This is a genomic window from Sphingobacterium sp. UBA3519 (genome assembly GCF_002377215.1).
GTDB lineage: Bacteria > Bacteroidota > Bacteroidia > Sphingobacteriales > Sphingobacteriaceae > Sphingobacterium > Sphingobacterium multivorum.
In genome coordinates this window covers 414,375-439,552 of sequence record NZ_DFPI01000024.1, presented here as the reverse complement: position 1 = coordinate 439,552, position 25,178 = coordinate 414,375, and the positions used below count along the sequence as shown (strand labels likewise).

The window sequence follows — 25,178 nt, the reverse complement described above, 5'->3', positions numbered from 1 at the left end:
CTTAGGCTCGAGTAACTATTTTGAAGCGGATTCTTCATATTTAATGTCCGCTTTTCCTTCTTTACAGATCACGCCCAATGGTTTGCGATAAGATATACAATTTATTTTGGGCGCCATCATTGGTTGGTATATTTCCATTAGTCGGTTGTTGTCATTGATCATGTTTTGCAAGGTTGTTTTGTCTACCGATTTATGATAGGGGAGGTAACTTGTTCCACATACTGTCCGTATTTCTATCATTTCCCATTCTGTGGCATCAGAACATGCTTTAGGGCTCGCAAAGGCAATGATTTTACTGTATTTTTCATCGGATAGGGATTCGAGTTCCTTTTCTGTTTTGTCCTTGTAGGGATTTTCTAAATGTGATTCTGATTTACAAACAACAAATAGCATGCAACATGCCAGGAGGGTGATAAAACCCAGGATTGAGAGATTTTTCATAATATTCTTCTTGGTTTTTTTAATCAAACGGGTAATTCTTTATCTCTGCTACAGGAACTTTCTATTAAGTTTTTGTTAAGAGAAATTTGATTTTGAAATCTTTTGTGGATGATTTCTGTTGTATTGTAGGTTTAAAACAACATTATTTAGTTGACTTTGTAATATAGTTACAACAATCTGGAAATTTTGATTAACTTTCAAGACATCATAAAAAAGGGGCAATCCAGTTATGGATTGCCCCTTTTTGAGATTTATCTCGGCTAATCTCTTGATTAGAAATTACCCTTATTTACATCCCACCAAAGTCTGGTACCGCCGTTGTCAGGTCCGCCCAACAAGGAGATTGCAGATTGTACTTCAGCTGCATTTGTATTGTATTCATTTTGTGGGAACGGTAAACGACGGATCTGTATTTTAGTGTCGATCAGTCCACCGCTATTGTTGACCACAACAGGGAATAGACGCGGATATCCTGTACGGCGGAATTCACTCCAGGCCTCTTGTCCTTCAGGGAAGATCGCCAACCATTTTTGCGTAATGATACGTTCCAATTTTTCTTCGTTGGTAGCGCCCTCATTCCATTTGATGGTCAGTGCGCTAGGTGAAGCTGCGTTATTCTTCGCGTTGAAAGGATCCTCGTAAGCCGCTGCCTTACTTGTATTATCATTGAGATAAGTGCTTAACCCAGCTGATACACCCCATTGTGTAAAGGACGTTTCCACTCCTTTTTCATAAAGTGATTGCGCTGTTCCCCCAGCATTGTTCCAACCTCTCAATGCTGCTTCGGCACGGAGGAAGTAAACCTCAGCAGCAGTCATTAATATCGGTGCTGTAGTCGCTACGAAAGTTGGCGTTGTACCTTCAGTATTCAATGCCGATAGCTTTTGGTATTTATCCTTTTCGATGCCGTCTGCTCCTGCACGGATTCCGATATATTTTCCCGCGAAAGCTGTTGTTGTTGCGTCTTTAATGACGGGAGACATATACTTAGAGATACGAGGGTCGTTCAATCCGGTCATATAAGACGAAAGTGTCGCATTGATACGCGTGTCAGCCCAGTTTTTGGAAATAAACCAAAGTGGGTTGCTGTAGGTTCCGTCTGCTGGTACAGTGATCTTGAAGTTTTCGCTATTACTTTCCAATACACCGCCATTTGCTGGATCCAATGCTTTTTCAGCTTGTGTTTTTGCTAAAGTTGCATCGATTTTAACCAAACGCATCGCTAAACGAAGACGTAACGAATTGGCGATTTTTAGCCAATTTTTAAATCTGACCTGATTATCGGTATTCGGAAATACCAAATCGATCTGGTCTATTTTAGCAGCCATTGGGCTATCCGCTTTGTATGATTTTAATGCTGTTACAGCCTCATCGAGCTCTTTGAAGAAAGCAGCATATACATCGGATTGTTTGTCGTATGGAACAGTATTGGAGGTGCCTACTTTACTATAGGGGATAGGACCATAGATATCTGTCACTCGGCTGGCAGCTTCTACTTTGATCACCAAAGCCGAACCCCATAATGCAGGGTAAGTCTCTGCAAGTCCATTGCTTTTTAGCTTTTCAATAGATTTAATAACATTCAAATAGAGTACTTTAAATGGTTCTCCATTCCATCCATTTACCATGGCGTAATTCAGGTTGTTCTGCCCGCTATTAAACGGAGTAGGAGACATGAAGAAACCTGAAAATACATCCGCATTTAGATTCTGTTGTACCTGATAGGAATTGGGATCGCCCGCGCCCGAGAAATTGTAAATAGACATCTGTGCATTTCGCAAGAAAATGACAAGATCTTGGCCATCACCTTTTAAATCCTCATCCGTAACGCCAATGTTATTTTTGTTATAGTCCTCAAAATTCTTGGTACAACTACTTAAGGTGCCGCCAAGCATTAAAAAAGCGAGTGAGAACTTGGATATGTTTTTTATGTTAAATTTCATCTTTTAATCGTTTGTATTTTAAGACTATATAAAATATCCTCGTCATTTTTACCGATATATGTGTTTTTTAACGAGGGATATTTCATTGTTGGTCGTTTAGAAAGTCGCATTTAGTGTAAGACCATAATTACGTGTTGCCGGCATCATAAAGATATCCACCCCACTTAAGGAATTACCTGTAGACATCGTTACTTCAGGATCGAATGGAGCCTTTTTCGAAATATAGAATAGGTTTCTTCCTACAGCATTTACGCGAAGTTTTTTGAAGAAACTGTCTTTAATATTGAAGTCATAACCGAAAGTCAATTCACGCAACCGCACAACCGTTCCGTCGTAAATATATTGGCTGCTAACCGGACCCATACCAGCCGTGGAAGTGTACCATTTTTCGGCGTCCACTGTTGTTACGGCTTTACCGCTTGGTGTAACCCCATTGATGCTAACACCGCCATTGGCACGGGCGTCGCCACTCGCTTTCGAGACACCGTAACCGTCAAGCAACGCTTGCGTCACGGACATCACTTCGTAGTCAAATTTACCATCGATCAGGAAGCTTAAGTTGAAATTTTTATAATTGAAACTGTTATTCCAGCCCATTTGCCAAATTGGGTTTGAATTCCCAAGTTTGGTATAGGTGTTGTTTTTCTGCGGAATACCGTCCTCGGAAATAAGAATCCTTCCTTGGTCGTCACGTATAAAATCTTGACCATAGATGTCTCCGAAAGAACCACCTACTTGCAATTTAGATGCAAAATTATTACGTCCCTCACCTGTTAGGGTAAATTCAGAAATACCGTCAGCAAGTTTTACAATTTTGTTTTTATTATACGTAAAGTTGAGGCTGGTTGTCCATTTAAAATTGTCATTTCTGATCGCATCCAATGATACCAATGCTTCTACCCCTTGATTTTGAATGTCGCCGGCATTAACTGCATACATGTTGTTGAGGGATGCATTTCCAGCTGCAATTTTGAAAAACTGATTGGTAGTGTTTGTTTTGTAATAAGTAACATCCACATTCAAACGGTTATTCCACATGCGCCATTCCGTACCGATCTCCAAGGAAGCCGTTTTTTCTGGTTTTAATTCCTTCAAAAAGGCAATATCATTCACGGTTAGTACCGCATATGGGTCTACCCGGTTGGTAAGCAAGGTAGTGTAAGGAGGAAGATCATTTCCGACTTTTGCGTATGAACCCCGAATTTTGGCCATATTCACAAATTCAGGTAGATTAAGCTTGTCGTTCAAGACGATGCCCAAACCGACCGATGGATAAGCGTATGGGTTTTGTGGTGTATAGGCCAATGTGCTCGACCAATCCCAACGTGAAGTCAGATCCAAATAAATCCAGTTGTCATAGGCTAAGTTAGCCGATGCAAATACCGATTGCAATTGTCTTCGGTTTGCAGACAATGTCGAAGTGACCGGAGTTGTCGTATTTTGGATAAAGAACTGATTGGGAACTTTGAGTCCATCTTTGCCGCTGGTAAAATCTGTACCTTCTGTTTTCCAGTCGGTGATACTCGTTCCAACCAATCCTGTAATTTGTAATTTATCGCCAATATTAAAGTTCATGTTGGCCGTTAAATCACCGTATTGTTGGGTGATCGTGGTATTGGTATAGCTATAAGCTCCATTTTCACGCGCTAAAATGTGCTGTGTGCCGGCATAAGCTTTCCGGTCCCATACTTCGCTGGTACGGTCTACACTACCGCGGGCCTGCACGCTGATCCAAGGTGCAATTTTGTATTTCGCACTACCATTCAAGAGCAAACGATTACGTGTTGAACGTGTTGAATTACGGTTCATAATCCACCAAGGATTTTGTTGGGTGGTTTCGTCGTCCGAAAGTGTAAACCAGTTTTGATCATAAAGATTACGGCCTGTGTTGAACGTTTCGAAATTTTTATAATCCGCAATATTTAAGCTGCGAGGTAATAGGTAGGTTCCCACTAATGGATTATAATAGAAACCTGAAGTAGGTGCATTATCTAATTTTTGCGTAATGTAATTGGCACTTCCTTCAACGGTCAGCTTATTATCAAAGAATGAAGCACTTTCCTTGAGATTGAAGTTGTGACGCATCAGGTCATTTTCTGGAAGAATACCTTTTGCAAGGGTATTGGCATAAGAAAAATACGTTTGGTTTTTCTCGTTACCACCTGACAAAGTCAATGAATTGGTGAAGTTGCTACCCGTACGGAAAAATTCACCTAAGTTATCATAGTCGGCACCATTGGTTTTGTCGCCCCAGCTAAATACACTGGTGTTACTGTTTTTGCCACCTGAACCTTGACCATATTGGCTTTGGAATTTAGGTGTCGATACAGCCTGTTCGATCTGTGCACTTGAGGAGAAGTTGATCGTTGTGCGGCCTTTTTTACCTGATTTCGTTGTTACCAAGATAACGCCGTTGGCCGCTTGGCTACCATATAATGCCGCCGCGGATGCTCCTTTTAATACGGAGATATTTTCGATGTCTTCTGGGTTGATCAATGAAATAGGGTCGCCACCATCACGTTGTCCGCCGAAAACGTTGTCTGGCTGGCTTGCTAATGTCTGATTGTTGATCGGAACACCATCGACAACATAAAGTACTTGATTGTTCCCAGAAGCCGATTTGTTACCACGCAAAATAACTTTTGCTGAACCACCTGGTCCAGAAGAGCTGGAAGCAATGTTAACACCTGCAACTTTACCGTTTAAATTATTCGCCAAGTTGGTGCTTTTAACTTTGTTTAATTCGTCACCACTGACCTGTTGTGTAGAGTATGTTAATGATTTTTGTGCACGGCTAATACCCAAAGCAGTAACGACCACGCTTTCCAGTTGCTGTGTCTGTTCGTCCAGACTTACCGTCACTGTCGTTTCGCCAGGACCAAGAGTTACCGTTTTGTTTTCATAGCCGACCGTACTGATGTTTAATATGCGGTTTTTGTCATCGACATTGATCTGGAATGCACCTTTAACGTCCGTAGAACTTGCGTTGGAAGTGCCCAATACTTTGATCGTGGCACCTGGAATAGGAGCTTTGGTTTTAGCGTCTACAACCGTTCCCTTAATCTGGTTGGTTTGCGCGTGCAATAAAGATGCTGAAAAAAGCATTGTTGGAACAATACCTAACACCCTTAATGTAGAGTATAATTTGTTATTCATATAGTATATGTGTTATATTCAGTTTTTATATACATATTTTCATAACGGTGAAATTTCTAATGAAATGGGCTAATTCCATTTAGCATTTTTGGTTAGAAGAGGGGGATATTGAATAATCGGGGGGCGAAATAAGTGATTATTTATAATAGTATAAGCTATTCAATACCTAGTTATAGGAAGAAAGAGCGGTGTGATTTCCCTTAATAAAAATCTAATTTACTATAGTTGAGCAAAAATCAAAAATTTTATGAAACAAAAATGATACATGTCGGAAGGTTTTTTGGTGTAATTTGCTTGTAGTCACTGAAATGTGCGGTTTGTCATTTTTTTGAACAGCGATAGTGATTTTGTCTTTCACGATAAGAAAGATGTGCCCTATGTGATTTCAGACCATTTACTTGACTAAAAAGCTATTGCCGGATATGCGTTGATCTATCGTTTAGCATGTACCCTTGATATGGAAAAAGCCTCTTTGATGTTTTTGATATTAAATAAGATAATTGCGAGGAGTATAATTCCATATGCAACATACTTAATTGGTGAAACAGGTTCTTGAAAATAAGTTACTGCTAAAGTAAATGCGATCAGTGGGTTAATATAGAGCAGAACACCGGTTGTTGTCGATGAAATACCAATGAGTGCATACATGCTCAGGAAAAGGGGGATGATCGTGAATAAAGACGCGATAAGAAATATTGTGCCCCAAAACAGAGGTTCAGCAGGGATTGCATGATGATTATAGATCAGTTTAGGGATTACAAACAAGGCACATATACTGAGCTGGACGACCAATTGGTGGAGTTTGTCAAACCCGGTGGAAACCCATTGCACAATTAGATAGAAAGCGTAACAGGTGGCAATGGTAGCCGCCCAGAGGACATCGTTTAACGAGCCATTAGCCAGCAGGCAGACGCTGCCGAAAGCAATAAAAAGCGCTATTTTTTGCCAAAGGGTCAATTGTTCCCTGAGTATGATATAGGCTCCAGCTGCGGTGATGAGTGGGCAGGTCAGGTAAGCCAATGCGGCAGACTGGATGCTGATATGGTTGACGGCATAGATATAGGTAAACCAATTTCCAAAGATTAATCCCGAGGCCAGCAGGGTAAGGCAGATCTGACGAAGCTTGCCCGTCCGAGGTAGGAGCCGGAACTTATGGATATCAGCAGTCATGGTTTTTCTGCGGAAAAGCAAAAGATAAATCCAGAGTACCAGGAGCGCAGTGATTATTCTAAAATACAGAATATCTTCGGCAGGATAATCCCTTATCCACCGTACGGGGATAGACATAAATCCCCAGATGAAAGGGGCCAAAAAAGCCGCGAAAAGATATTTTCCGCGGCTTGCTGTTTCGTTGCTGTTTTCCACGGACTAATCTTTCCAGGCAATGACCGAAATCTCGACATTTACATTCTTGGGAAGGGTTTTTACCGCAACACACTCACGTGCTGGTTGCGCTTCTTTAAAATATTCTGCATAGACTTCATTGACTAAGACAAAATTACCCATATCGCTCAGAAAAATGGAGGCCTTGACAACATCCTCAAAAGTATAGCCAGCATTTGTCAGAATAGCTTCTATATTTTTCAGTACCTGATGTGTTTCGTCTTTTACACCTGATGAAATTAACTCCATTGATTCTGGGATCAGAGGAATTTGTCCAGAGACGTATAATGTATTACCGGCTTTGATTGCCTGGTTATAGGGGCCAATTGCTGCAGGAGCGTTGTCGGTATTTAAGATTTCTTTTTTTGACATGGATTACAGTGTTTAGGAGGTAAAAAATATTTTGTAGATCAGGCCCAATAAAAAGACAATAATGGCCGTTGCATTAATGATATGCATCGCTTTTATGCTTCCATTTGTCGGGCGATCTGCGTTACGCTTTCTAAAAAAGTACATGGAACTAAGTTACAACAGTAAATTAGAAAGTTAAAATGAAAAGATTAAAAACTTTGAAAGGTTTTCTGTTGAGCTGTGAAACAAAATCTTGTACAAATGGCTGAGATTTTTTGAATATTAGTAAATTGGTGAACGAAATTGAAATTTTATGAATAAGGTAGCATTAATTGGGGGTAAAATATATTCAGGTGACGCGATTTTTGAGCAAAAGGCATTACTGACCAGCGAAGGTAAGATTGATGGGATCGTCCATGATCATGAAATACCTTCAGATTATGAGAGTTATCCAGTGAATGGAGCCAATATCTGCGCTGGGCTGATCGATCTTCAATTGTATGGTGACGGCTCGGACCTTTATTCGGCAGAGCGAAGTGTAGCCTCTCTGGAGCGTATCACCGAAGGTTTGGTCCGTAAAGGGACAACCTCCTTTATGATGACTTTAGCGACCAATACTATCTCTGTATTTAAGGATGCCATTCGGGTAGCAGAAGGTTTCCAGCACGATGCATTTTTAGGTCTGCACCTGGAAGGTCCTTTCCTGAATCCGAAAAAAAGAGGGGCTCATCCGGCGGATTTAATTGTTAGGCCCACGAAGGAAAAAATTGACGATCTTTTGGCAGGGAATCAGGTTGTCAAGATGATGACGATAGCACCCGAATGTATAGCGGACGATGTGCTACAGCACTTACAGGGCTACAATTTGCTGCTCAGTGCTGGGCATAGTGATGCAACTTTCGAAGAGGGTACCCGTGGTTACGATCTGGGAATCCCCACGAGTACGCACCTGTTTAATGCAATGTCGCCTTTACACCATCGCGAGGTAGGACTTGTTGGCGCAATTTTTAATCATCCGACAGCACAAGCAAGTATTATTGTCGACGGACATCATGTCAGCTTTGAAGCCGTAAAAATTGCGAAACGTCAGATGGGGGAGCGGCTGTTTATGATTACAGATGCGGTAGCCGCCTGCGATAAAGACATCTATCATCACGTCTTGAACGATGGCTATTATTCCCTGCCTGATGGCACCATTTCAGGAGCGGCAATCTCCTTGCTTGAGGGGGTAAAAAATGCTGTGCAAAAAGTTGGTATATCGCTTGATGAAGCGATCCGAATGGCAACACGGTATCCTGCAAATCTTTTAAAAAGGACGGATATTGGAAACCTCAATAAGGGGAGCATAGCGAATGTCATTGTCTTTAACGACGACTTTAAGCTGGAGCAGGTGATCTTCAATGGAGAGTTCAAGCATTGATCTATGTCGGAGAAGATTAACCGATTGGCCGTGATTGACTAATATTATATGTATCTTCGTTCGTTATTTTGAAAAAACACTATTCTATAGCTTGATGAAACGTTCCCTATTATTTTTAGCGACAGCACTTTTTGTTTTATCTTCTTGTTCATCCAAGAAAAATAAGAAACAGGAGCCTGTCAATACCACAACTACAAATGTCGAAATTGTAAAAAAAGATCCACCTTCGGTACCCAAGCGCGAACGGGTGAAAAATACAATTGAAACAAAAGAACAGCCGGTTGCAGAAAAGAAGAAGGAAATTGTTGTCGATCTTCCGGTGTTACCGCGCGAGTTTCGCGCCGCTTGGGTGGCTTCTGTTGCCAATATCAATTGGCCGAGCAAAAATAACCTGAGTACCGCCGAGCAGCAACAGGAAGCAATTGGTATTTTGGATTTTTTGAAAAACAATAATTTTAATGCTGTTGTTTTTCAGGTGCGTCCATCAGCCGATGCATTTTATAAAAGTGATCTTGAACCCTGGTCTTATTTTTTGACAGGTACAGAAGGACAGGCACCTTCCCCTTATTATGACCCGCTTGATTTTTGGGTTGAGCAGGCGCATAAACGAGGAATTGAGCTGCATGTTTGGTTGAACCCCTACCGTGCCCATCATACTGCTGGCGGTGCTGTTACTTCAGCTTCCATGGCACGTAAAATGCCTGAGTCGGTTGTCAAATTGAAGCAGGGCTATTATTGGTTTGATCCTTCTAAACAATCTACACAGGACCACGCTGCACGTGTGGTTATGGATATTGTCAAGCGTTATGATATCGATGGTGTGCATTTCGATGATTATTTCTATCCTTACGCGGAATATAATGGTGGACAGGATTTCCCGGATTCGGATAGTTACAATGAATACAAACGTAATGGCGGGGATCTATCACGCGGAGACTTCCGCAGAAATAGTGTGAATACCTTTATCGAACGGATTTATAAGGATATTAAGAAAGAGAAGAATTTTGTAAAATTCGGTATCAGTCCCTTTGGTATCTGGAAACCGGGTTATCCGTCAGGAATCCAGGGATCTAGCCAGTATGATATGCTTTACGCAGATGCTAAATTATGGTTGAACAAAGGCTGGATAGACTATTTTGCTCCCCAGTTGTATTGGCCTATACAGCCAGCCAGACAAAGCTATACGGCTTTGTTAAAATGGTGGGAAAGTGAGAATACCATGGGACGCCACCTTTGGCCGGGCATCAATACGGTTGGCAGACGTGGTCCGGAATATGTTCAGGAAATTGTTAATCAAGTGGAGGCAGCACGTACGCTATTGCCTGATAACCGAGAAGGGGTGATCCACTGGAGTCTGGCAGGGCTTACCAAAAACCCGGCCATGACACAAGCTTTGGTGAATGGGCCTTATCAGGTGAAAGCATTGGTACCAACAAGTCCTTGGTTAAATGCAAATCCTTTGTTGAAACCTACTTTGCTGGTAACTCCACAGGGGGGTACTACTTTTGTGAAATGGCAGCACCAGCAAATTGATCAGGTTGCAAAATGGGTATTGTATCTCAACTACGGTGGCGTATGGCAATATGAAATATTGGAGCCTGGGGTTACAGGTAAGGACATCCCAACGACATTGAACAACAAAAAACTACAGTATGTTGCGGTAAAGGCTGTTGACCGTTTGAGCAACGAAGGTCCTTATGCCGCAGAGAAGATAAAATAACGAGCTGTTGTTTCATCAACGCGTAAAAAAGGGATATCTGAATTTTGGATATCCCTTTTTTGTATCATTATCTATCGGTAATGGTCAGGACGAACCTTCTGTTGGCGCGTGTACGTAAGCCCATGTGATTCATTCAGGTTTTGTTTTGAATTGTAATCTATCCAAAGTAAATTTATGGGTATGGAAGAAATCTATAAAACGGTAAGCGAATCTGTGATTCGGATGTCACAGCTGATGTTGCCCTCCAATGCTAATTTTGGCGGTAAAATTCACGGCGGTTATATTTTATCTTTGATGGATCAGATCGCTTTTGCGGTGGCATCTAAATTTTCTGCACATTATTGTGTGACGGCCTCCGTTGGCAAAGTTGATTTTTTGAAGCCTATTGAGGTGGGCGAATTGGTGACATTGATCGCTTCTGTGAATTATGTAGGTAACTCTTCTATGGAAGTCGGTATTCGGGTCGAAGCCATGAATATTCAGACGGGCGAAACCAAGCATTGTAATTCCTCTTATTTTACGATGGTGGCAAAAGATGAAACAGGCAAGCCCGCCCGGGTGCCGAGGTTAATATTGGAGACCGAAAAAGATGTATTTCGTTTCTACCGCTGTGTGGTGAAGATGGAAGTCGACAAAGAAAGAGACCGTGCTATTCATGATCTGGAGACAGATTCTGCGGAGCAGCAGGCCTATATCAAGCAGCATTTTGATGTGAAGATCAGTCTGAGCTCCTAGGTCTTCTTTCCTTTCTTACCATTCAAATGTCCCTAGATATTTACTGTCTGTGCATTCATCGCTTCCGTCTGTTTTGTAGAAAAATACATAGACATGATAGTTGCCGACGGTTTGCTGTCGGGATAGGATAGCTGTCTGTGTTTTATGCGTAAGAGGATTCATGCTTTCATTTGTGAAAGCGCACTCATCGGGATTGTATAGCAGCAAACGGCAATTACTCGAGCTGATGTTATGTTGTGATGCAGTATCTGCATCATATTCCCAGGTGAGTGTAAATGTTCCTGTCTCTTCATCTACCTGAAATGTATGGGTGGAAATGGGATTGGGGGTTCCTTTACTCACGCGAAAGTTTTCAAAATTGATGACATAGCCAGTTGCCGTTTTTTCTACGGCATTATTGAGGTTGTAAGACATCGCATTGCCATATGCTTTCTTCTCGGGGTTATAATTTTTAAATCCGACCCGTATTAAATCTAGCATTGGGGAGATAAATTTTTGGATGAGGGAGAAACGTGACCTTGATTGAATTTGATCTGCAGAAGGTTTTTTTCTACTTTTCTTAGGTAAGCCCCTTGCATAGGTTGTATTTCCATTGGTAACAAATACTACTGATCCTGCTTTGCCCGAAAGCGTGCCATTGGCACCGTTTTTAATGACTGCCATAATCTAAGTTAATTGCGATTGATTTTTCTTTAAGTTACAAAATAAATAGGTATTGATCAATAGTAGATTCAACCTTTTTTCGGATTTACAACGAATCTTGAACGGAATTTAGTCGGACTTTATTCGCTTGCAACCGAAGAAGCACCGAAGGAGCACCGAACAAGTACCGAAGAAGCACCGAGTAATCTCCGAATGCAGTAGCTAATAATTAGTCTAAAATGGCGGTGTAAATCGAATATTCCTTTGCATAAGCACGCTGTTATGTGTTGGATGCTGCATGCTATTGGTGGTTTTGTGGTGCTAATGTTTGTTTTCTGCTATCAAATTCGGTGAAAAGGTCTTGCTAAATGCTTTTATAAGATGTTTTGGTTTTTATTTTGCTGTGCTATGCGTTTTTGTATCTGTTTTTATAGGAATTAATGGTTTTTTTGCTGTCAGATTGTGCGTTAATGTGTTTATTGTTATTTCTTTTTCAAATAATTATGCATAAGCTTGCAAAAATAGGAAGCTTTTCATACTATTGTGTAGTAATTGATATAAACTTAGGGTTGGAACCGCCCGTTATGGAAAATTATTAACAACTAACTAAAAACCATGAATAAAAAAATTCTCTTATTCTGTTCAGGGGTGATGCTGTCAACCAGTTTATGGGCACAGACCAAAACTGTAACGGGTAAAGTGACGAATGCTTCTGATGGTGGTACAATGCCTAATGTAACCGTAAGCATCAAAGGTAAATCTGTCAGTACACAAACTAAGCCTGATGGAAGTTTCACCATCAATGCGGAGCCAGGCGATATTTTGATTTTCAGAGCCGTGGGTTCTCAGGAAAGACAACAACTGGTTGGGACAAATGCAACGATCAATGTTACGCTTTCTGGCAGTGAGGAGGCGCTTGAAGAGGTGGTTGTGACGGCCATGGGAATTAAGAAGGAAAAAAAAGCGCTTGGCTATGCTGTTCAGGACATAAAATCGGATGAGTTGATGAAGAATAAGACGGCAAACGTGGTCAATTCATTGGCAGGGAAGATTGCAGGGGTTAATGTAACACAGGCTTCGGGTTCTGCCGGTGCCGGAGCGCAGATTATTCTTCGCGGCGGAACTTCTCTTGAGCGCGACAACCAGCCCTTGTTTGTTGTAGACGGTGTGATCTACGATAACTCTACGGTTATTGGAGGAAATAGTGCCTTCGATGGCGCTCAAGCAACAGCAACCTCTAACAGTAACCGGGTGATGGATATTAATCCCGAAGATATCGACAATGTGTCGGTGTTGAAAGGTCCGGCTGCGGCAGCCTTATACGGGTCAAGAGCTGCTGCGGGAGCTATTATCATTACGACGAAAAAGGGACAAGAAGGGCGTACGGAGATTGGTTTTTCAAGTAGATTTTCAAATAATTGGGTGAATCGCTTGCCAGAGCAGCAAGGAAAATACAAACGTGGCTATTATAACAGTGCGGGTGTACTGGATGATTATACCACGCAATCCTGGGGCGAAAAATTTGGAAGTAATGATGTTGTTTATAACAACGTGAAAGATTTCTTCCAGCATTCGACGGTATTTGACAATACCGTTAATTTATCCGGCGGAAATAAAAATGGATCATTCTATTTGTCTGGTTCCCGCTTTGATCAAAAGGGTATCGTACCTAATACAAGCTTTGATAAAACCACGTTCCGCTTTAATGGGGATCAAAAATTTGGTAAACTGACGGTGGGCGCTAATGTGGGGTATTCGCTGGCAAATACAGATAAAACCCTAACTTCTGCGGGGCTATGGGGATCAGGTGGTACAGGAGCGATGGAGTCCCTGTACAGCTGGTCAAGAAGTGATAATATGAAGAAATACCTCAACGATGACGGGTCGAAGTATCGGATGTTTGAAGGCCGCCAGCCGCTAGAATCTGATGTGGAAAATCCATACTGGACAATCAATAAAAATATTTTGGGCGATAACACTGAGCGTATTACAGGTAGTATCAATGCAAGTATGCCCATCTTCGATTGGTGGAGCCTGACCTATCGTGTCGGGATGGATAGTTATCTGACTAAAAACTCAACTATTATCGGTGAAGGTGGTGCAATTAAGAAACCTTGGCAAAAAGGTATGATGTCGGAAAGTGATTTCAAATACAACTATTGGTCTTCCAACATCATGTCCAATTTCAATAAAAAGGTAGGTGATTTTGATTTAGGCGCTTTAGTGGGATTTTTCTCGGAACAAACCAAGACGACAACAAACCGCCGTATGGGCTATCATTTTGAGGTAGACAATTTTTACAGCTTCGAAAATATAGCAGCAGCGAATAAACAGTTCGCAGTAAACAATACAAAAAAACGTCTTTTTGGTTTGTACGGTGAGTTAAGAGCTTCATATAAAAATATGTTGTTTTTGAATGTTACGGGAAGAAATGACTGGACCTCGACGTTACCAGTAGACAATAGGTCTTATTTTTATCCTTCTGTTGGTGGTAGCTTTGTGTTTACCGAACTCATGAAAGACAGTCGCCCAGACTGGTTGGATTTTGGAAAGCTGAGAGCTTCCTGGGCGCGCGTGGGTAAGGACGCAAATCCGTATGTAACCAATACCTACCTTTGGAAGCCTGTTGAATATTTAGGTGGAATTGTAGGCGCGGGAAATAACTGGCAGAAAGGTAATCCGTTTTTGAAACCTGAAACAACAGGTTCGTTTGAAGTCGGTGCTGAATTGCGCTTTTTTAAGGGGCGATTGGGCGTGGATTATGCCTACTATACCAATAATTCCTATAACCAGATTCTGTCTCCACGTTTAGGACAATCGACAGGATATATTTTCATCTCAGTCAACGGTGGCGATATCTACAATAAAGGGATGGAGTTGTCCTTAACTGGTAAGCCGATTGTGAAAAACGACTTTGTTTGGGAATCTACGTTAAACATGTCCAGAAACAAAGGGACAGTAGATAACTTGCTCGCAGGGGTCAATATTTTGTATGTCACAGACGTGCAGGTAGGGAATGCGAAAGCTGCATCCTTTAACGGAGGAAACTTTATGGGGATCTCAGGTTCGCAATGGACCCGTACACCTGATGGAAAAGTTGTTTTGGACGCTAATACGGGTATGCCAACAAGTGACAACCAGACGACATATAATATCGGAAACCGTGAGCCTAAGCTGACAGGTGGATTCAATAACAGCTTGACTTATAAAAATTTTAATCTGTCCTTCCTGTTTGATTTCCGTATAGGTGGCGATATCTATAACGGTACAGATTATGCGATGACGATTAATGGAATGAGCAAGCGAACCGAAGATCGTGATCAGCTGATTTTGGACGGAGCCATCCGTAACGGCGGAACAAACGACGCTCCGGTGTACGAAAACAAAACATTCACTTTCTTGGCCGACCAGATGTACACGATTAAAGGTGTGTCAACAAGCGGACGGAAGATTATCCAAGATTATTGGAGTGATTTCTACGCCCGTGAAAGTGCGAACTTTATGGTGAAAACAAACTGGTTGCGCTTGCGGAATATCTCGATGTCCTACAACTTTTCGGACGGTGTCCTGAAGAATGCCGGTGTTTCCAAAGTGGTAAAAGGTCTTACAGCTACTTTGACTGGTACTAATCTTTGGTTGTTGACCAACTACAAAGGGCTTGATCCGGAGGCCTCCGCTGCCGGATCTGGTGTAACGGGATCTAGTTCGGTAGGTATTGATTACAACGGTGTGCCAAGTACAGCCGGTGTTATGTTTGGTTTAAATTTTAGATTTTAAGATAGAAAAGTCATGAATAAATATAAGAGAATAGTCTCATTTCTGTTGGTTCTAACTTTATTTTCGTCCTGTAGTAAGAATTGGTTGGATATCAATATAGACCCGAATACGCCATCCAGCACCGTGGCTTCGGTCCAGAGTCGTTTGGCTTGGATACAGCATTATTATATGTATGCACAAGGGACAGCGGGGACACGGGCGGGGTTTGTGACACAGCAACTGACATTTGTCAACGGTACTGCATCAAACAGTATGATTGCTGGCTGGAACCCTGCGGCAGGTATGTCGACCACACCTTATCAGTTTTTCTTTGTCGGTGCAGGGGCAAATTTTAAGGATATGGAAGATAAGGCTACGGCCGATAAGGCTTACCATTATCTTGGTGCATTGCATGCTATCCGTGCCATGGGTTTTATGCTAATGACGGATTGGTATGGTGAGATGCCTTACACGGAGGCCTTGGGTACCATCATAACGCCAAAATTTGATGGTGGAAAAGTGATTTTCGAAGGTTGTCTTGCTGATATTGATAAGGCAATTGAATACTTTAATATGACGCAGCCTGGCACTGCTGCTCCCTTGTCGGCCGGCGACAGCTGGAATGGTGGCGATGTAAGTAAGTGGCTGAAGATGTGTTATGGCTTAAAAGCGCGATGGTTGAATAACCTATCGAAAAAGAGCGCTTTGTACAAACCGGATGATGTATTGGCGGCGTTAAATAAGGCTGCCACTTCGGTGGGAGAAAGCACAGTGATAGCCCATATGGATGATGCGACTGATAATATCGGGGATATCCTATTTGCAGATCCTGTAAAAACGTCTATCGTTTTTAATAATGCGGGTATGAATACCAATACTTTGGTTACGAAATGGTATGAGAATTTATTAACCAATTTTGACAATAAAGGCATAGAGGATCCGCGGGCAGACAAATTATTACCTTGGGCAGAATACGGTTATCCCAAAAAGATGATCCGTTCCAAGGGAGTAGATATGCAGTCTACTATCCGCATGAACTCCGGGCCTATAGCGTCCTCTTATAATGATAAAGATGTGGCTATTCAGAGTAATGGCCGTACGGTAAACCCACACTCCTGGTATATTAACAGTGCCAATACAGCACGTTGGGGGGATACCGTTTATGTATCCATTAAAAGTAGTTCCAAGGGATATGACAGCGATGTGTCGGATACCTATAGATGGAAAGATGGTACCGTGGCTGCTTCAGGTACATTTTATTCGCGTCCCGATGCGCCTACCCATCTGGTTGCATACCCCGAAATGTGCTTTATTAAAGCTGAGGTCTTATTTAATAAGGGAGATAAAGCAGGTGCCTTCAATGCCTATAAAGAGGGAATTAAAGCACATATTGACTTAATGAATATAAAGCTGGGTTCTTATGCAGACGCCAGTCCGAGCAAATCGCCAATGACCCAGGCTAAGATCGATAATTTTCTGAACAATGGCATTGGTACGGCGGGAGATATTACATTGGCTAAAATTATGACGCAAAAATTTATCGCACTTTCGTTTTCACAGCAAAACTGGAATGATATGCGTCGCTATGATTTTAGTAGTTCAGTCTATCCCGGTTGGTCAGTTCCCTATGAGTACACGGTGACCGCAGCAGCACAAACTAAAATACCGCAAGGAAAGCAGTTCAGAAGAGTACGTCAGGTTTCGCATGAGATCAACTACAATTCCGATAATTTAAAAGCATCTCACCCGAATGCGTTAAATGACGATATCTGGTCATTCCCGGTTTGGTGGGATACCAAAGAATAATTTTAAATTTGAAAGCCGCAACTGCGGCTTTCTTTATCTAGTTTGTTTTTGTTATGAAATATTGTATTAATTTCCTTCTTCTTTTTATACCATTTGTGCTTTTTGCACAATCACCCAAAATTATTCAAAAACCGATTACCTGGGATAAGGACCGTATTCAACTTTCATTGGAGTACCTCAAAAATCGGCACGGTCTATCGCAGTCGACTCCGGTTATCCATCCCAAAATGGTGGTAGTGCATTGGACCGCGAATAACAGCGTGAAAGCTACCTTTAATACATTTAATCCTGCGCGGCTTCCGGGGCGTCCGGAACTGACCAAGGCCAGTGCCTTGAATGTATCTTCGCAATTTGTCATCGATCGTGACGGTACGATTTATCAGTTTTTACCAGATTCTATTTTTGCACGGCATACCATAGGTCTCAATTATTGTGCAATAGGGATAGAAAATATAGGTAGTCGCCAGAACCCACTGACTGATGCACAATTGAAAGCGAACGAAGAGCTTATCCGTTACCTCAGTAAAAAATATCCCATCGAATTTGTTTTAGGTCACTATGAGTACCAACGTTTTAAGAAAACAAGCTGGTGGAAAGAAACTGATCCCAATTACATCACGGGTAAAGATGATCCGGGAGATAAATTTATGCATGAGCTAAGAAAGCATCTTGTCGATCTGAAATTGAACCCCCTGCCTTAAATCATGCCTAATCGAAGAATTTCGTTCTGCAGGTAAATTGCGTTTTCCTACAGGAATAAGTAATAAGTGTGCAATTGGTGATCGTTTTGTAATATATTTTGCTGGTTTGCTGTATTTTGCTGCATTGTTAATAAAATGTTAATTGTATTTGATTTGTTACGTGAGCGTGTGCTCTGCACACTTACTTATTTTTCTTTTTAATCGTCTGATTTATTGTAATCGACTGTATTTCAGTTTATTGTAATGTATTTTTGCTTTTAGTCTCGACTAATATATTGCGGTTTAATTCCTGTTACAGAAGTAATTTGTAAGTGAATACTTACTTTCTTTTGCGTTTTTATGTTGCTTTAAGTTTTAAAAACGAAAAGTTCTACTTACTTTTATTCTGATTTTCAATTATTCGTGCATAAAACTGCAATTTGTGTATGATCTAAGAGTCTATTTATGATGAAAAATGCCTTATTAAAGCTATCCTTTTTAATTTCTGTTGTTGCTTGGGTTTCCTGTGGGAATTCGTTGAAGTCTACGCAAGCGAGCAAAACCGCAGTAAACAGCATGACCGGCCGGGTAACGAGCCAAGTTGTTATTCCGGGTGCAGATCAACTTACGCTGTATTTACCACAACTAAAAGGTAAGAAAGTGGGAATAATGGGAAATCAAACTTCCATTGTAGGGGCTGATAAAAAACATCTTGTCGATGTCTTGATCGATAATAAGGTTGATTTGAAGTTTGCCTTTGCGCCTGAACATGGTTTCCGCGGGAACGTTGAACGTGGTGAGAAGTTTGGGAATGATGTTGATCAAAAGACTGGTTTGCCGCTGTTTACATTATATGGAGGTAATAAGAAACAAGATTCTATCGTCAATTCAATTGATGTGATGATCTTCGACCTGCAGGACGTTGGGGCACGCTTTTATACATACATCACTTCTTTGCACCGTGTAATGGAATTATGTGCAAAGCATAATAAAAAATTAATTGTACTGGATCGTCCAAATCCGAATGGCGATCAGGTGGATGGACCTGTAAGGCATGATGATAAGTTTAAATCAGATGTTTCCTGGCATAAAATAGCCATGATCCATGGTTTAACAATCGGCGAACTGGCGCAGATGATCAATGGAGAGCGCTGGCTTGAGCATGGCCGCCAGGCCGATGTAACGATTGTACAGGTCAAAAATTGGAATCATAACAGTAGGTATGAGCTGCCGGTCATCCCATCGCCAAGTCTGCCAAATTATCTTTCTGTTCGGTTGTACCTTTCATTATGTTTTTTTGAAGGTACGGATATTTCGGTAGGTCGGGGTACGGATTGGCCGTTCCAGGTATTAGGTTATACAAATCCGGTCTATGGCTCCTTTACTTTTACACCGGGCGAACGTCACGGTATGTCCAAACATGTGGAGGGTAAAGGAACAGTCAATTATGGTGTTGATTTGCGCGGTCTGGATGCTGATCATCAAAAATTTACCTTAAAATATCTGTTGGACTTTTATCAAAAGACACCTGATAAATCCACTTTCTTCGCGCGGCCTGAATTTTTTGATAAGCTTGCGGGGACAGATCAATTACGTAAGCAAATCCTTGCCGGACAATCTGAAGCTCAGATTCGTGCTTCTTGGTCCGATGACCTGAAAGCCTATAAGCAAATGCGTAAAAAGTATCTGCTTTATACTGATTTCGAATAGCAATAACTAACAATATTAACTAGAATCATTTATTTTAAAACTCTATAATCAATGCGAAAATTTGTACTATTTTCTGTTGCTCTTGGATTGAGTTTTCCTTCTGAATCCTATTCTTTTGCAAAAAAAGAAGGTGCTTTGAATCGCGACAATTTAACAAGCGCCTTTCTGAGTTCTTCTGCAAAAAATGCGTTTCAAAATACGGTGCAAGGTACTGTAAAGGATGGAAAAGGTCCAGTCTCTGGGGTAAGTGTGTCTGTGATTGGCGGTACTGCGTCAACTAAGACTGACGCTCAGGGGCATTTTAAAATTACAGCTGCCGTGGGGAGCAAGTTGCGTTTTTCATTTGTAGGATACGTGACAAAGGAGGTTGCCGTTACTTCAGCTACGCTTGATGTAACGCTAGCTGACGATAATCAAGCGTTGGACGAAGTGGTCGTTGTCGGTTACGGTACGCAGAAAAAAGGTAACCTTACTGGTGCGGTTTCATCGATCAATGTGAAGGAGAATCTACAGAGTCGTCCGATCGCCGATGTCGGCCGGGCAATTCAAGGAACGACACCAGGATTTAGTGTTACTGTACCGAGTGGTGAGGTTGGATCTGATCCTACCATGCGTATTCGTGGTGCAATATCTTCCATTCAAGGGAATAGTAGTCCATTGATCTTGGTGGATAATGTGGAAATCCCGAGTATCCAATATGTAAATCCGGATGATGTTGAGTCGATCACCGTATTAAAAGATGCTGCCTCTTCGTCCATCTATGGTGCGAAAGCTGCTTTTGGTGTCGTATTGATTAAGACGAAAACAGGTGGAAGTGCGGAAAAGGTTACCGTAAATTATTCTAATAACTTCTCATTCCAAAATCCATATAAAAAGTTGGAAATGGGACGTGTTAATGCCTTGAAATATACCATTGACGCATTAGAAAGAGTTGGCGGAACCGAAACTGGTGCTTTCTATAAAGTAAATAGAGAAAGTTATGAACGCGCAGTGGAGTGGGATAAAAAATATGGATCTTCAATCGGGAAAGATGATCCAACGGTATATGGCAGAGACTGGTATGTAGATCCGGGGTCGCCGACGAAAAAGTACGGTGTTAGAACGTATGATCCATATGATTATATGGTGCGCGAGTGGGCTCCCACACAAACACATAACTTGTCTTTAAATGGTACCATTAAGAAGACACAATATACAGCTTCATTTGGTTCGTTAAACCAAAGCGGTATGTTAAAGGCCGGCGATTCGGATAAGTTTAAACGGTATAATGCTGCATTAAGACTAAATACCGAACTGAATAAATATGTGACTATTAGGGGTGGAGCGATGTTTGCACAACGGAACAAGATCTATCCTTATGCGACAAACTCAACAACGGCCGATCCATGGTTGTACATGTATCGCTGGAGTTCCCTTTATCCAATGGGCTATGACGAAAATAACAACCCAATAAGGAGTCCATGGAGTGAAAATGAGGCGGCAAACCAAGCTTCCATGCTTCGCAATTATATTAATTTAAGCGCTGGTGCTACAGTTAATATAATGAAGAATTGGAAAGTAGATGTAGACTATACATTTACCAATGAGGATTATAGCTGGCGTAAAAACGGGACGAGATATACAGCAGCCAATTCTTGGGTAGCAGCTAAACAACGGTTTGATGCACAAGGAAATCCAGTTTATGTCAATAAAGAAGGAGCTGTTGTCAATAAGGGAGATGCTGATGCAACTTTAGCTTATGATCTTTCCAATGATATGTATACAGCGAATGGTTCTGCGCAAGATCATATCTATATGCGTTCACAAAATGAACATAAGCATACTGTCAATGCATTTACAACGTATGAGTTCGACTTGAATGATGATCATAACTTTAAATTTATCCTTGGTTTAAATAGAGTAACAAACGATGGTTCTTACCATTGGACGCAGCGTGCTGATTTATTGGATATCACAAATCCTCAGTTTGATTTGGCTGTGGGCCAAATTACGGGTAGCGGTGGTGAGTATTGGGAATCACAATTAGGGTATTTTGGCCGTGTGAACTATGCGTATAAGAATAAGTATCTATTTGAAGGTAATATCCGTTATGATGGTTCCTCCAAGTTTCCAACAGATTTGAAATGGCGATGGTTTCCATCCTTTTCAGCAGGCTGGGTAGTTTCAGAAGAAAAATTCATGGACTGGTCAAGGGCTACATTAAATCAGTTGAAGTTTAGAGGTTCATGGGGTGTTATCGGAAATCAAACGGTACCTTCTGATCTTTATGTTTCAAACATGGATGCGGGTCAGATTAATTACATCGTCAATGGCGCATTGTTGAATTCTGTGGGTACGCCAAAACTGAATTGGCCAAACGTTACGTGGGAAGATCTGGAAACCCTGGATTTCGGTGCGGATGCCAGATTCTTCAAGAATAAATTAGGTTTGACGTTTGACTGGTATCAGAAGAAGACCAAAAATATGTTTGCTCCTTTGGAAGGAACAACACTGACCTTGGGTTCTGCGGCGCCTTGGGGTAACTTCGGTACCTTGACGACCAAAGGCTTTGAATTGGCCATCGATTTTAACCACCGATTTGAGAATGGATTGGGTATTAATTTTAGGGCTAATTTGGATGACTCTAAATCTGTTTTTAGTGGCTATACGTCATTACGCACTACCGGTGTGAATTATAATGGTCGGGTATATGGTGATATTTGGGGGTATGAGACAGACCGTCTGTACCAATACAATGATTTTGTATTGGATGGAAATAACAATCCGCAGTTGGTAAAACCAAATGCAGATATGACCAAATATTATGGAAGTACAGATAACGTCTATCTCTTGAAAGAGGGGCCGAATGGTGAAAAGCCTGTCTATCAGCCACGATTCCAAAATTCAACTAATTTCTATTTTGGTCCTGGGGATGTTAAATTCAAAGATTTGAATGGTGACGGCGAGATCGATAATGGTGACGGTACGATCGATAATCCTGGCGATATGAAGATCATTGGTAATTCGACGCCTCGTTATCAGTATGGCTTTAGATTTGGTGCTGATTGGAAAGGCTTCGATGTTTCAGCATTTTTCCAAGGTGTGGGACAACGTAAAGTTTGGGGAGCAGGATTCTTGGCGATTCCAGGATTTAACACTTCAGATGGAGCGATGCCTGCAAGCTTTGTAAACGATTACTGGACGAAAGATAATCAAGGAGCATTCTATCCGGCTGCATTCAACAACGGCGGTAGTGCGAATGTCAATAATATGCAAGTTCAGTCCCGCTATCTGTTGGATATGTCGTATTTGAGAATTAAGAACCTAACTGTGGGGTATACAATTCCTCAGCATATCGTGCAACGAGCTAAGATAAATAACTTACGTGTTTATGTTTCGTTGGAGAATTTCTTCACTTGGGATAAGCTTCGTGGCTTACCGATTGATCCGGAAGAGGTGGAAGGCTTCTCGATTTTTAATGAAACGAATTACAACGGTGGACGTACAGGTGTTGGAACACCAACATTTAAGAGTGCCTCATTTGGTGTTCAGTTAAACTTTTAAACGAATTTGACAGATGAAATTAAATAGAATAAAAATTGGATCTATCATGCTTTCCGCCATGTTATTGGGGGTGGGCTGTAGTAAGGATGTGCTGGATAGGCCTGATCAAACTAAAGTAATCGATGAAAACTTTTGGAGAAATGAAGCTGATGTTCGTTTGTATGCAAATGATTTTTATTTAAATTATTTTGTTGGCTATAATACTTTTTATGGTACGGCCTATGCTCCCTTAGTGGGATATAACTATGCAGATGACTTTACTTCTGAAGGAACGCAAGGTGGCTTTGAGTCAGTTGTTCCGACGAGTAGAGGTGCGAGTACGGTGACACCTGATATGTTGACGACCTATTCAGGGCCGACCTGGAATTTTTACTGGGTTAGAAAGGCTAATGTGATGTTGACCAGGATTGAAACAAAGGCCAAGTCAAAATTGTCAGAGGCTGAGTATAAGCACTGGACTGCAGTAGCTCGTTTTTTTAGAGGCTACGAATATAGTAGGTTAGTTTCTGTGTTTGGTGATGTGCCTTATTTTGATGTTGAAGTTGATCCGATGGATCAGGCTACAATGTATAAGGAACGTACCAAGCGCGGGGAGGTTATGGATAAAGTCTATACAGATTTTGAGTATGTGCTTGATAATATGCGTGCTGATGACGGAAAAGGTTATGTAAATAAATATGCAGCAGCGGCACTTATTTCTAACCTCATGTTGTTTGAAGGTTCCTGGGAAAAATACCATGGCTTGGATCAAGATCGTGCGAAAAAGTATCTCGCGCTTGCGGTTAAAGCGTCCGAAGTTGTCATGAATAGTGGAAAGTGGTCTTTTGGAAGTGATTTTAAAAGCCTGTTCGCATCTGAAGATCTTTCAAGCAATCCAGAGGTAATTTTCTTCAGAACTTATAATGATGCCTTGAAAGTAACGCACGCCGTAGGTTCTTACAGTAATGGTACTGAAGGGCAGAAGGGCGTTAACTTGGATTTGTTGAAATCTTTTATCTGTAACGATGGAAAGGTTTGGCAAAACTCAGCGCTCACAAATGCTTCGGACTTTTCGATGAAATCTTTGGCGAGAACGAGAGACCCACGGTTTGAAGCTTCGTTGATGGATACCGTTAATACAGCTTCATCAACATTTGCTTACGGTCATAAATTTGCTGCTAGAGAAGCCTTGACGTATATTGGAAAAACTTATCCAGCAAAATGGAGTAGTAATACAAATACAAATGATGCTCCGATTGTGCGTCTTGGTGAGGTTGTGTTGAATTGGATTGAGGCAAGGCAGATTCTTGCGGAGTTTTTTGGTGGAGCAGCTGTTACCCAAGGTGATTTGGATAAATCAATAAATGCGGTACGGAATAGGCCGCTAGACGCAGATGCCATAGCTAAAGGGGTAAAGAAAACGGCACCTTTGACATTAAATTCCCTGCCGAACGATCCAAGCCGCGATGCGGATGTATCGCCGTTGATGTGGGAAATCAGACGTGAACGAAGAATGGAATTTGTATATGAGTATGCGCGATTGAATGATATCCGTCGCTGGAAAAAATTGGATTATATGAACTTTTCACGCAATGTCGATTATTCATTGGGTCCCTGGGTAAATATCAAAAAGGACCTTCCAAATCGTTTGACAAAAGCTTACGAAGGTGTTTTGAAAGTCCGTGACGCAGCAGGAAATACAATCACGTACAATGGTAAAAACGCCGATGCTATGGTGGGATATTACGTTGTTCCGAAATTTGCAAACAGGGTAAGTTTTACCGATCGGTCGTACTTGGCTCCTGTTGGACTGAATCAGATTCAACAATATGCAAATTTGGGCTATATCTTAACACAGACGCCAGGCTGGCAATAGATAGCATTGTATTAAAAGGCCTTTCTGAATTTCAGAA

At 41.5% G+C, this 25,178-nt stretch carries 16 protein-coding genes; 9 read left to right on the top strand and 7 right to left on the bottom strand.

Annotation, left to right across the window (positions count from 1 at the left end):
* Window positions 1–15: 15 nt before the first annotated feature.
* From B3297_RS14360 to B3297_RS24720, 6 genes are all read right to left on the bottom strand, one after another.
* Window positions 16–441, bottom strand: a complete 426-nt coding sequence (locus B3297_RS14360) for a hypothetical protein (protein ID WP_070561326.1) — start codon at window positions 439–441, stop codon at window positions 16–18.
* Between the two features lie 272 nt (window positions 442–713).
* Entirely contained in the window at window positions 714–2,384 is a 1,671-nt protein-coding gene (locus B3297_RS14355; protein WP_070561324.1) for a RagB/SusD family nutrient uptake outer membrane protein, read from the bottom strand.
* A 96-nt stretch (window positions 2,385–2,480) separates the two neighbouring features.
* A complete protein-coding gene (locus B3297_RS14350; protein WP_070561322.1) occupies window positions 2,481–5,540 on the bottom strand; it encodes a SusC/RagA family TonB-linked outer membrane protein in 3,060 nt (1,019 codons plus the stop codon).
* A 432-nt stretch (window positions 5,541–5,972) separates the two neighbouring features.
* Window positions 5,973–6,905 carry an EamA family transporter gene (locus B3297_RS14345; protein WP_070561320.1) on the bottom strand — a complete coding sequence of 311 codons (933 nt, stop codon included), beginning with the start codon at window positions 6,903–6,905 and terminating at the stop codon, window positions 5,973–5,975.
* Between the two features lie 3 nt (window positions 6,906–6,908).
* A complete protein-coding gene (locus B3297_RS14340; RefSeq protein ID WP_070561318.1) occupies window positions 6,909–7,295 on the bottom strand; it encodes a RidA family protein in 387 nt (128 codons plus the stop codon).
* Window positions 7,296–7,307: 12 nt separating this feature from the next.
* Complete coding sequence (locus B3297_RS24720; RefSeq protein ID WP_312128511.1) at window positions 7,308–7,439, bottom strand: DUF6728 family protein; 132 nt, start codon at window positions 7,437–7,439, stop codon at window positions 7,308–7,310.
* Between the two features lie 148 nt (window positions 7,440–7,587).
* On the opposite strand from B3297_RS24720, the gene nagA reads away from it, so the two are divergent.
* The 3 genes from nagA to B3297_RS14325 all read left to right on the top strand — a co-directional run bounded on the left by nagA (window position 7,588) and on the right by B3297_RS14325 (window position 11,149).
* Window positions 7,588–8,694: an N-acetylglucosamine-6-phosphate deacetylase gene (gene nagA / locus B3297_RS14335; protein WP_286779057.1), complete on the top strand. Its 1,107-nt coding sequence runs from the start codon at window positions 7,588–7,590 to the stop codon at window positions 8,692–8,694.
* A 94-nt stretch (window positions 8,695–8,788) separates the two neighbouring features.
* A complete protein-coding gene (locus B3297_RS14330) occupies window positions 8,789–10,414 on the top strand; it encodes a glycoside hydrolase family 10 protein (RefSeq protein ID WP_159333459.1) in 1,626 nt (541 codons plus the stop codon).
* Between the two features lie 180 nt (window positions 10,415–10,594).
* Window positions 10,595–11,149 carry an acyl-CoA thioesterase gene (locus B3297_RS14325; RefSeq protein WP_046672667.1) on the top strand — a complete coding sequence of 185 codons (555 nt, stop codon included), beginning with the start codon at window positions 10,595–10,597 and terminating at the stop codon, window positions 11,147–11,149.
* Window positions 11,150–11,164: 15 nt separating this feature from the next.
* Here B3297_RS14325 and B3297_RS14320 read toward each other — a convergent pair whose 3' ends face one another.
* The gene (locus B3297_RS14320; RefSeq protein ID WP_159333457.1) at window positions 11,165–11,812 is read right to left on the bottom strand and encodes a DUF6266 family protein; all 648 of its coding nucleotides are present in this window, start codon (window positions 11,810–11,812) and stop codon (window positions 11,165–11,167) included.
* Window positions 11,813–12,406: 594 nt separating this feature from the next.
* On the opposite strand from B3297_RS14320, the gene B3297_RS14315 reads away from it, so the two are divergent.
* The 6 genes from B3297_RS14315 to B3297_RS14290 all read left to right on the top strand — a co-directional run bounded on the left by B3297_RS14315 (window position 12,407) and on the right by B3297_RS14290 (window position 25,141).
* The gene (locus tag B3297_RS14315; protein WP_286710256.1) at window positions 12,407–15,568 is read left to right on the top strand and encodes a SusC/RagA family TonB-linked outer membrane protein; all 3,162 of its coding nucleotides are present in this window, start codon (window positions 12,407–12,409) and stop codon (window positions 15,566–15,568) included.
* A gap of 12 nt (window positions 15,569–15,580) precedes the next feature.
* Complete coding sequence (locus tag B3297_RS14310) at window positions 15,581–17,353, top strand: SusD/RagB family nutrient-binding outer membrane lipoprotein (protein WP_046672664.1); 1,773 nt, start codon at window positions 15,581–15,583, stop codon at window positions 17,351–17,353.
* Between the two features lie 53 nt (window positions 17,354–17,406).
* Window positions 17,407–18,054, top strand: coding sequence for an N-acetylmuramoyl-L-alanine amidase (locus B3297_RS14305; protein ID WP_286779056.1), 648 nt, complete (start codon window positions 17,407–17,409; stop codon window positions 18,052–18,054).
* A 444-nt stretch (window positions 18,055–18,498) separates the two neighbouring features.
* Window positions 18,499–19,743 carry an exo-beta-N-acetylmuramidase NamZ family protein gene (locus B3297_RS14300; RefSeq protein ID WP_286777064.1) on the top strand — a complete coding sequence of 415 codons (1,245 nt, stop codon included), beginning with the start codon at window positions 18,499–18,501 and terminating at the stop codon, window positions 19,741–19,743.
* 51 nt (window positions 19,744–19,794) lie between these two features.
* Complete coding sequence (locus B3297_RS14295; RefSeq protein WP_201640030.1) at window positions 19,795–23,286, top strand: SusC/RagA family TonB-linked outer membrane protein; 3,492 nt, start codon at window positions 19,795–19,797, stop codon at window positions 23,284–23,286.
* A gap of 13 nt (window positions 23,287–23,299) precedes the next feature.
* Window positions 23,300–25,141, top strand: a complete 1,842-nt coding sequence (locus B3297_RS14290) for a RagB/SusD family nutrient uptake outer membrane protein (protein ID WP_070561302.1) — start codon at window positions 23,300–23,302, stop codon at window positions 25,139–25,141.
* Window positions 25,142–25,178 lie beyond the last annotated feature (37 nt).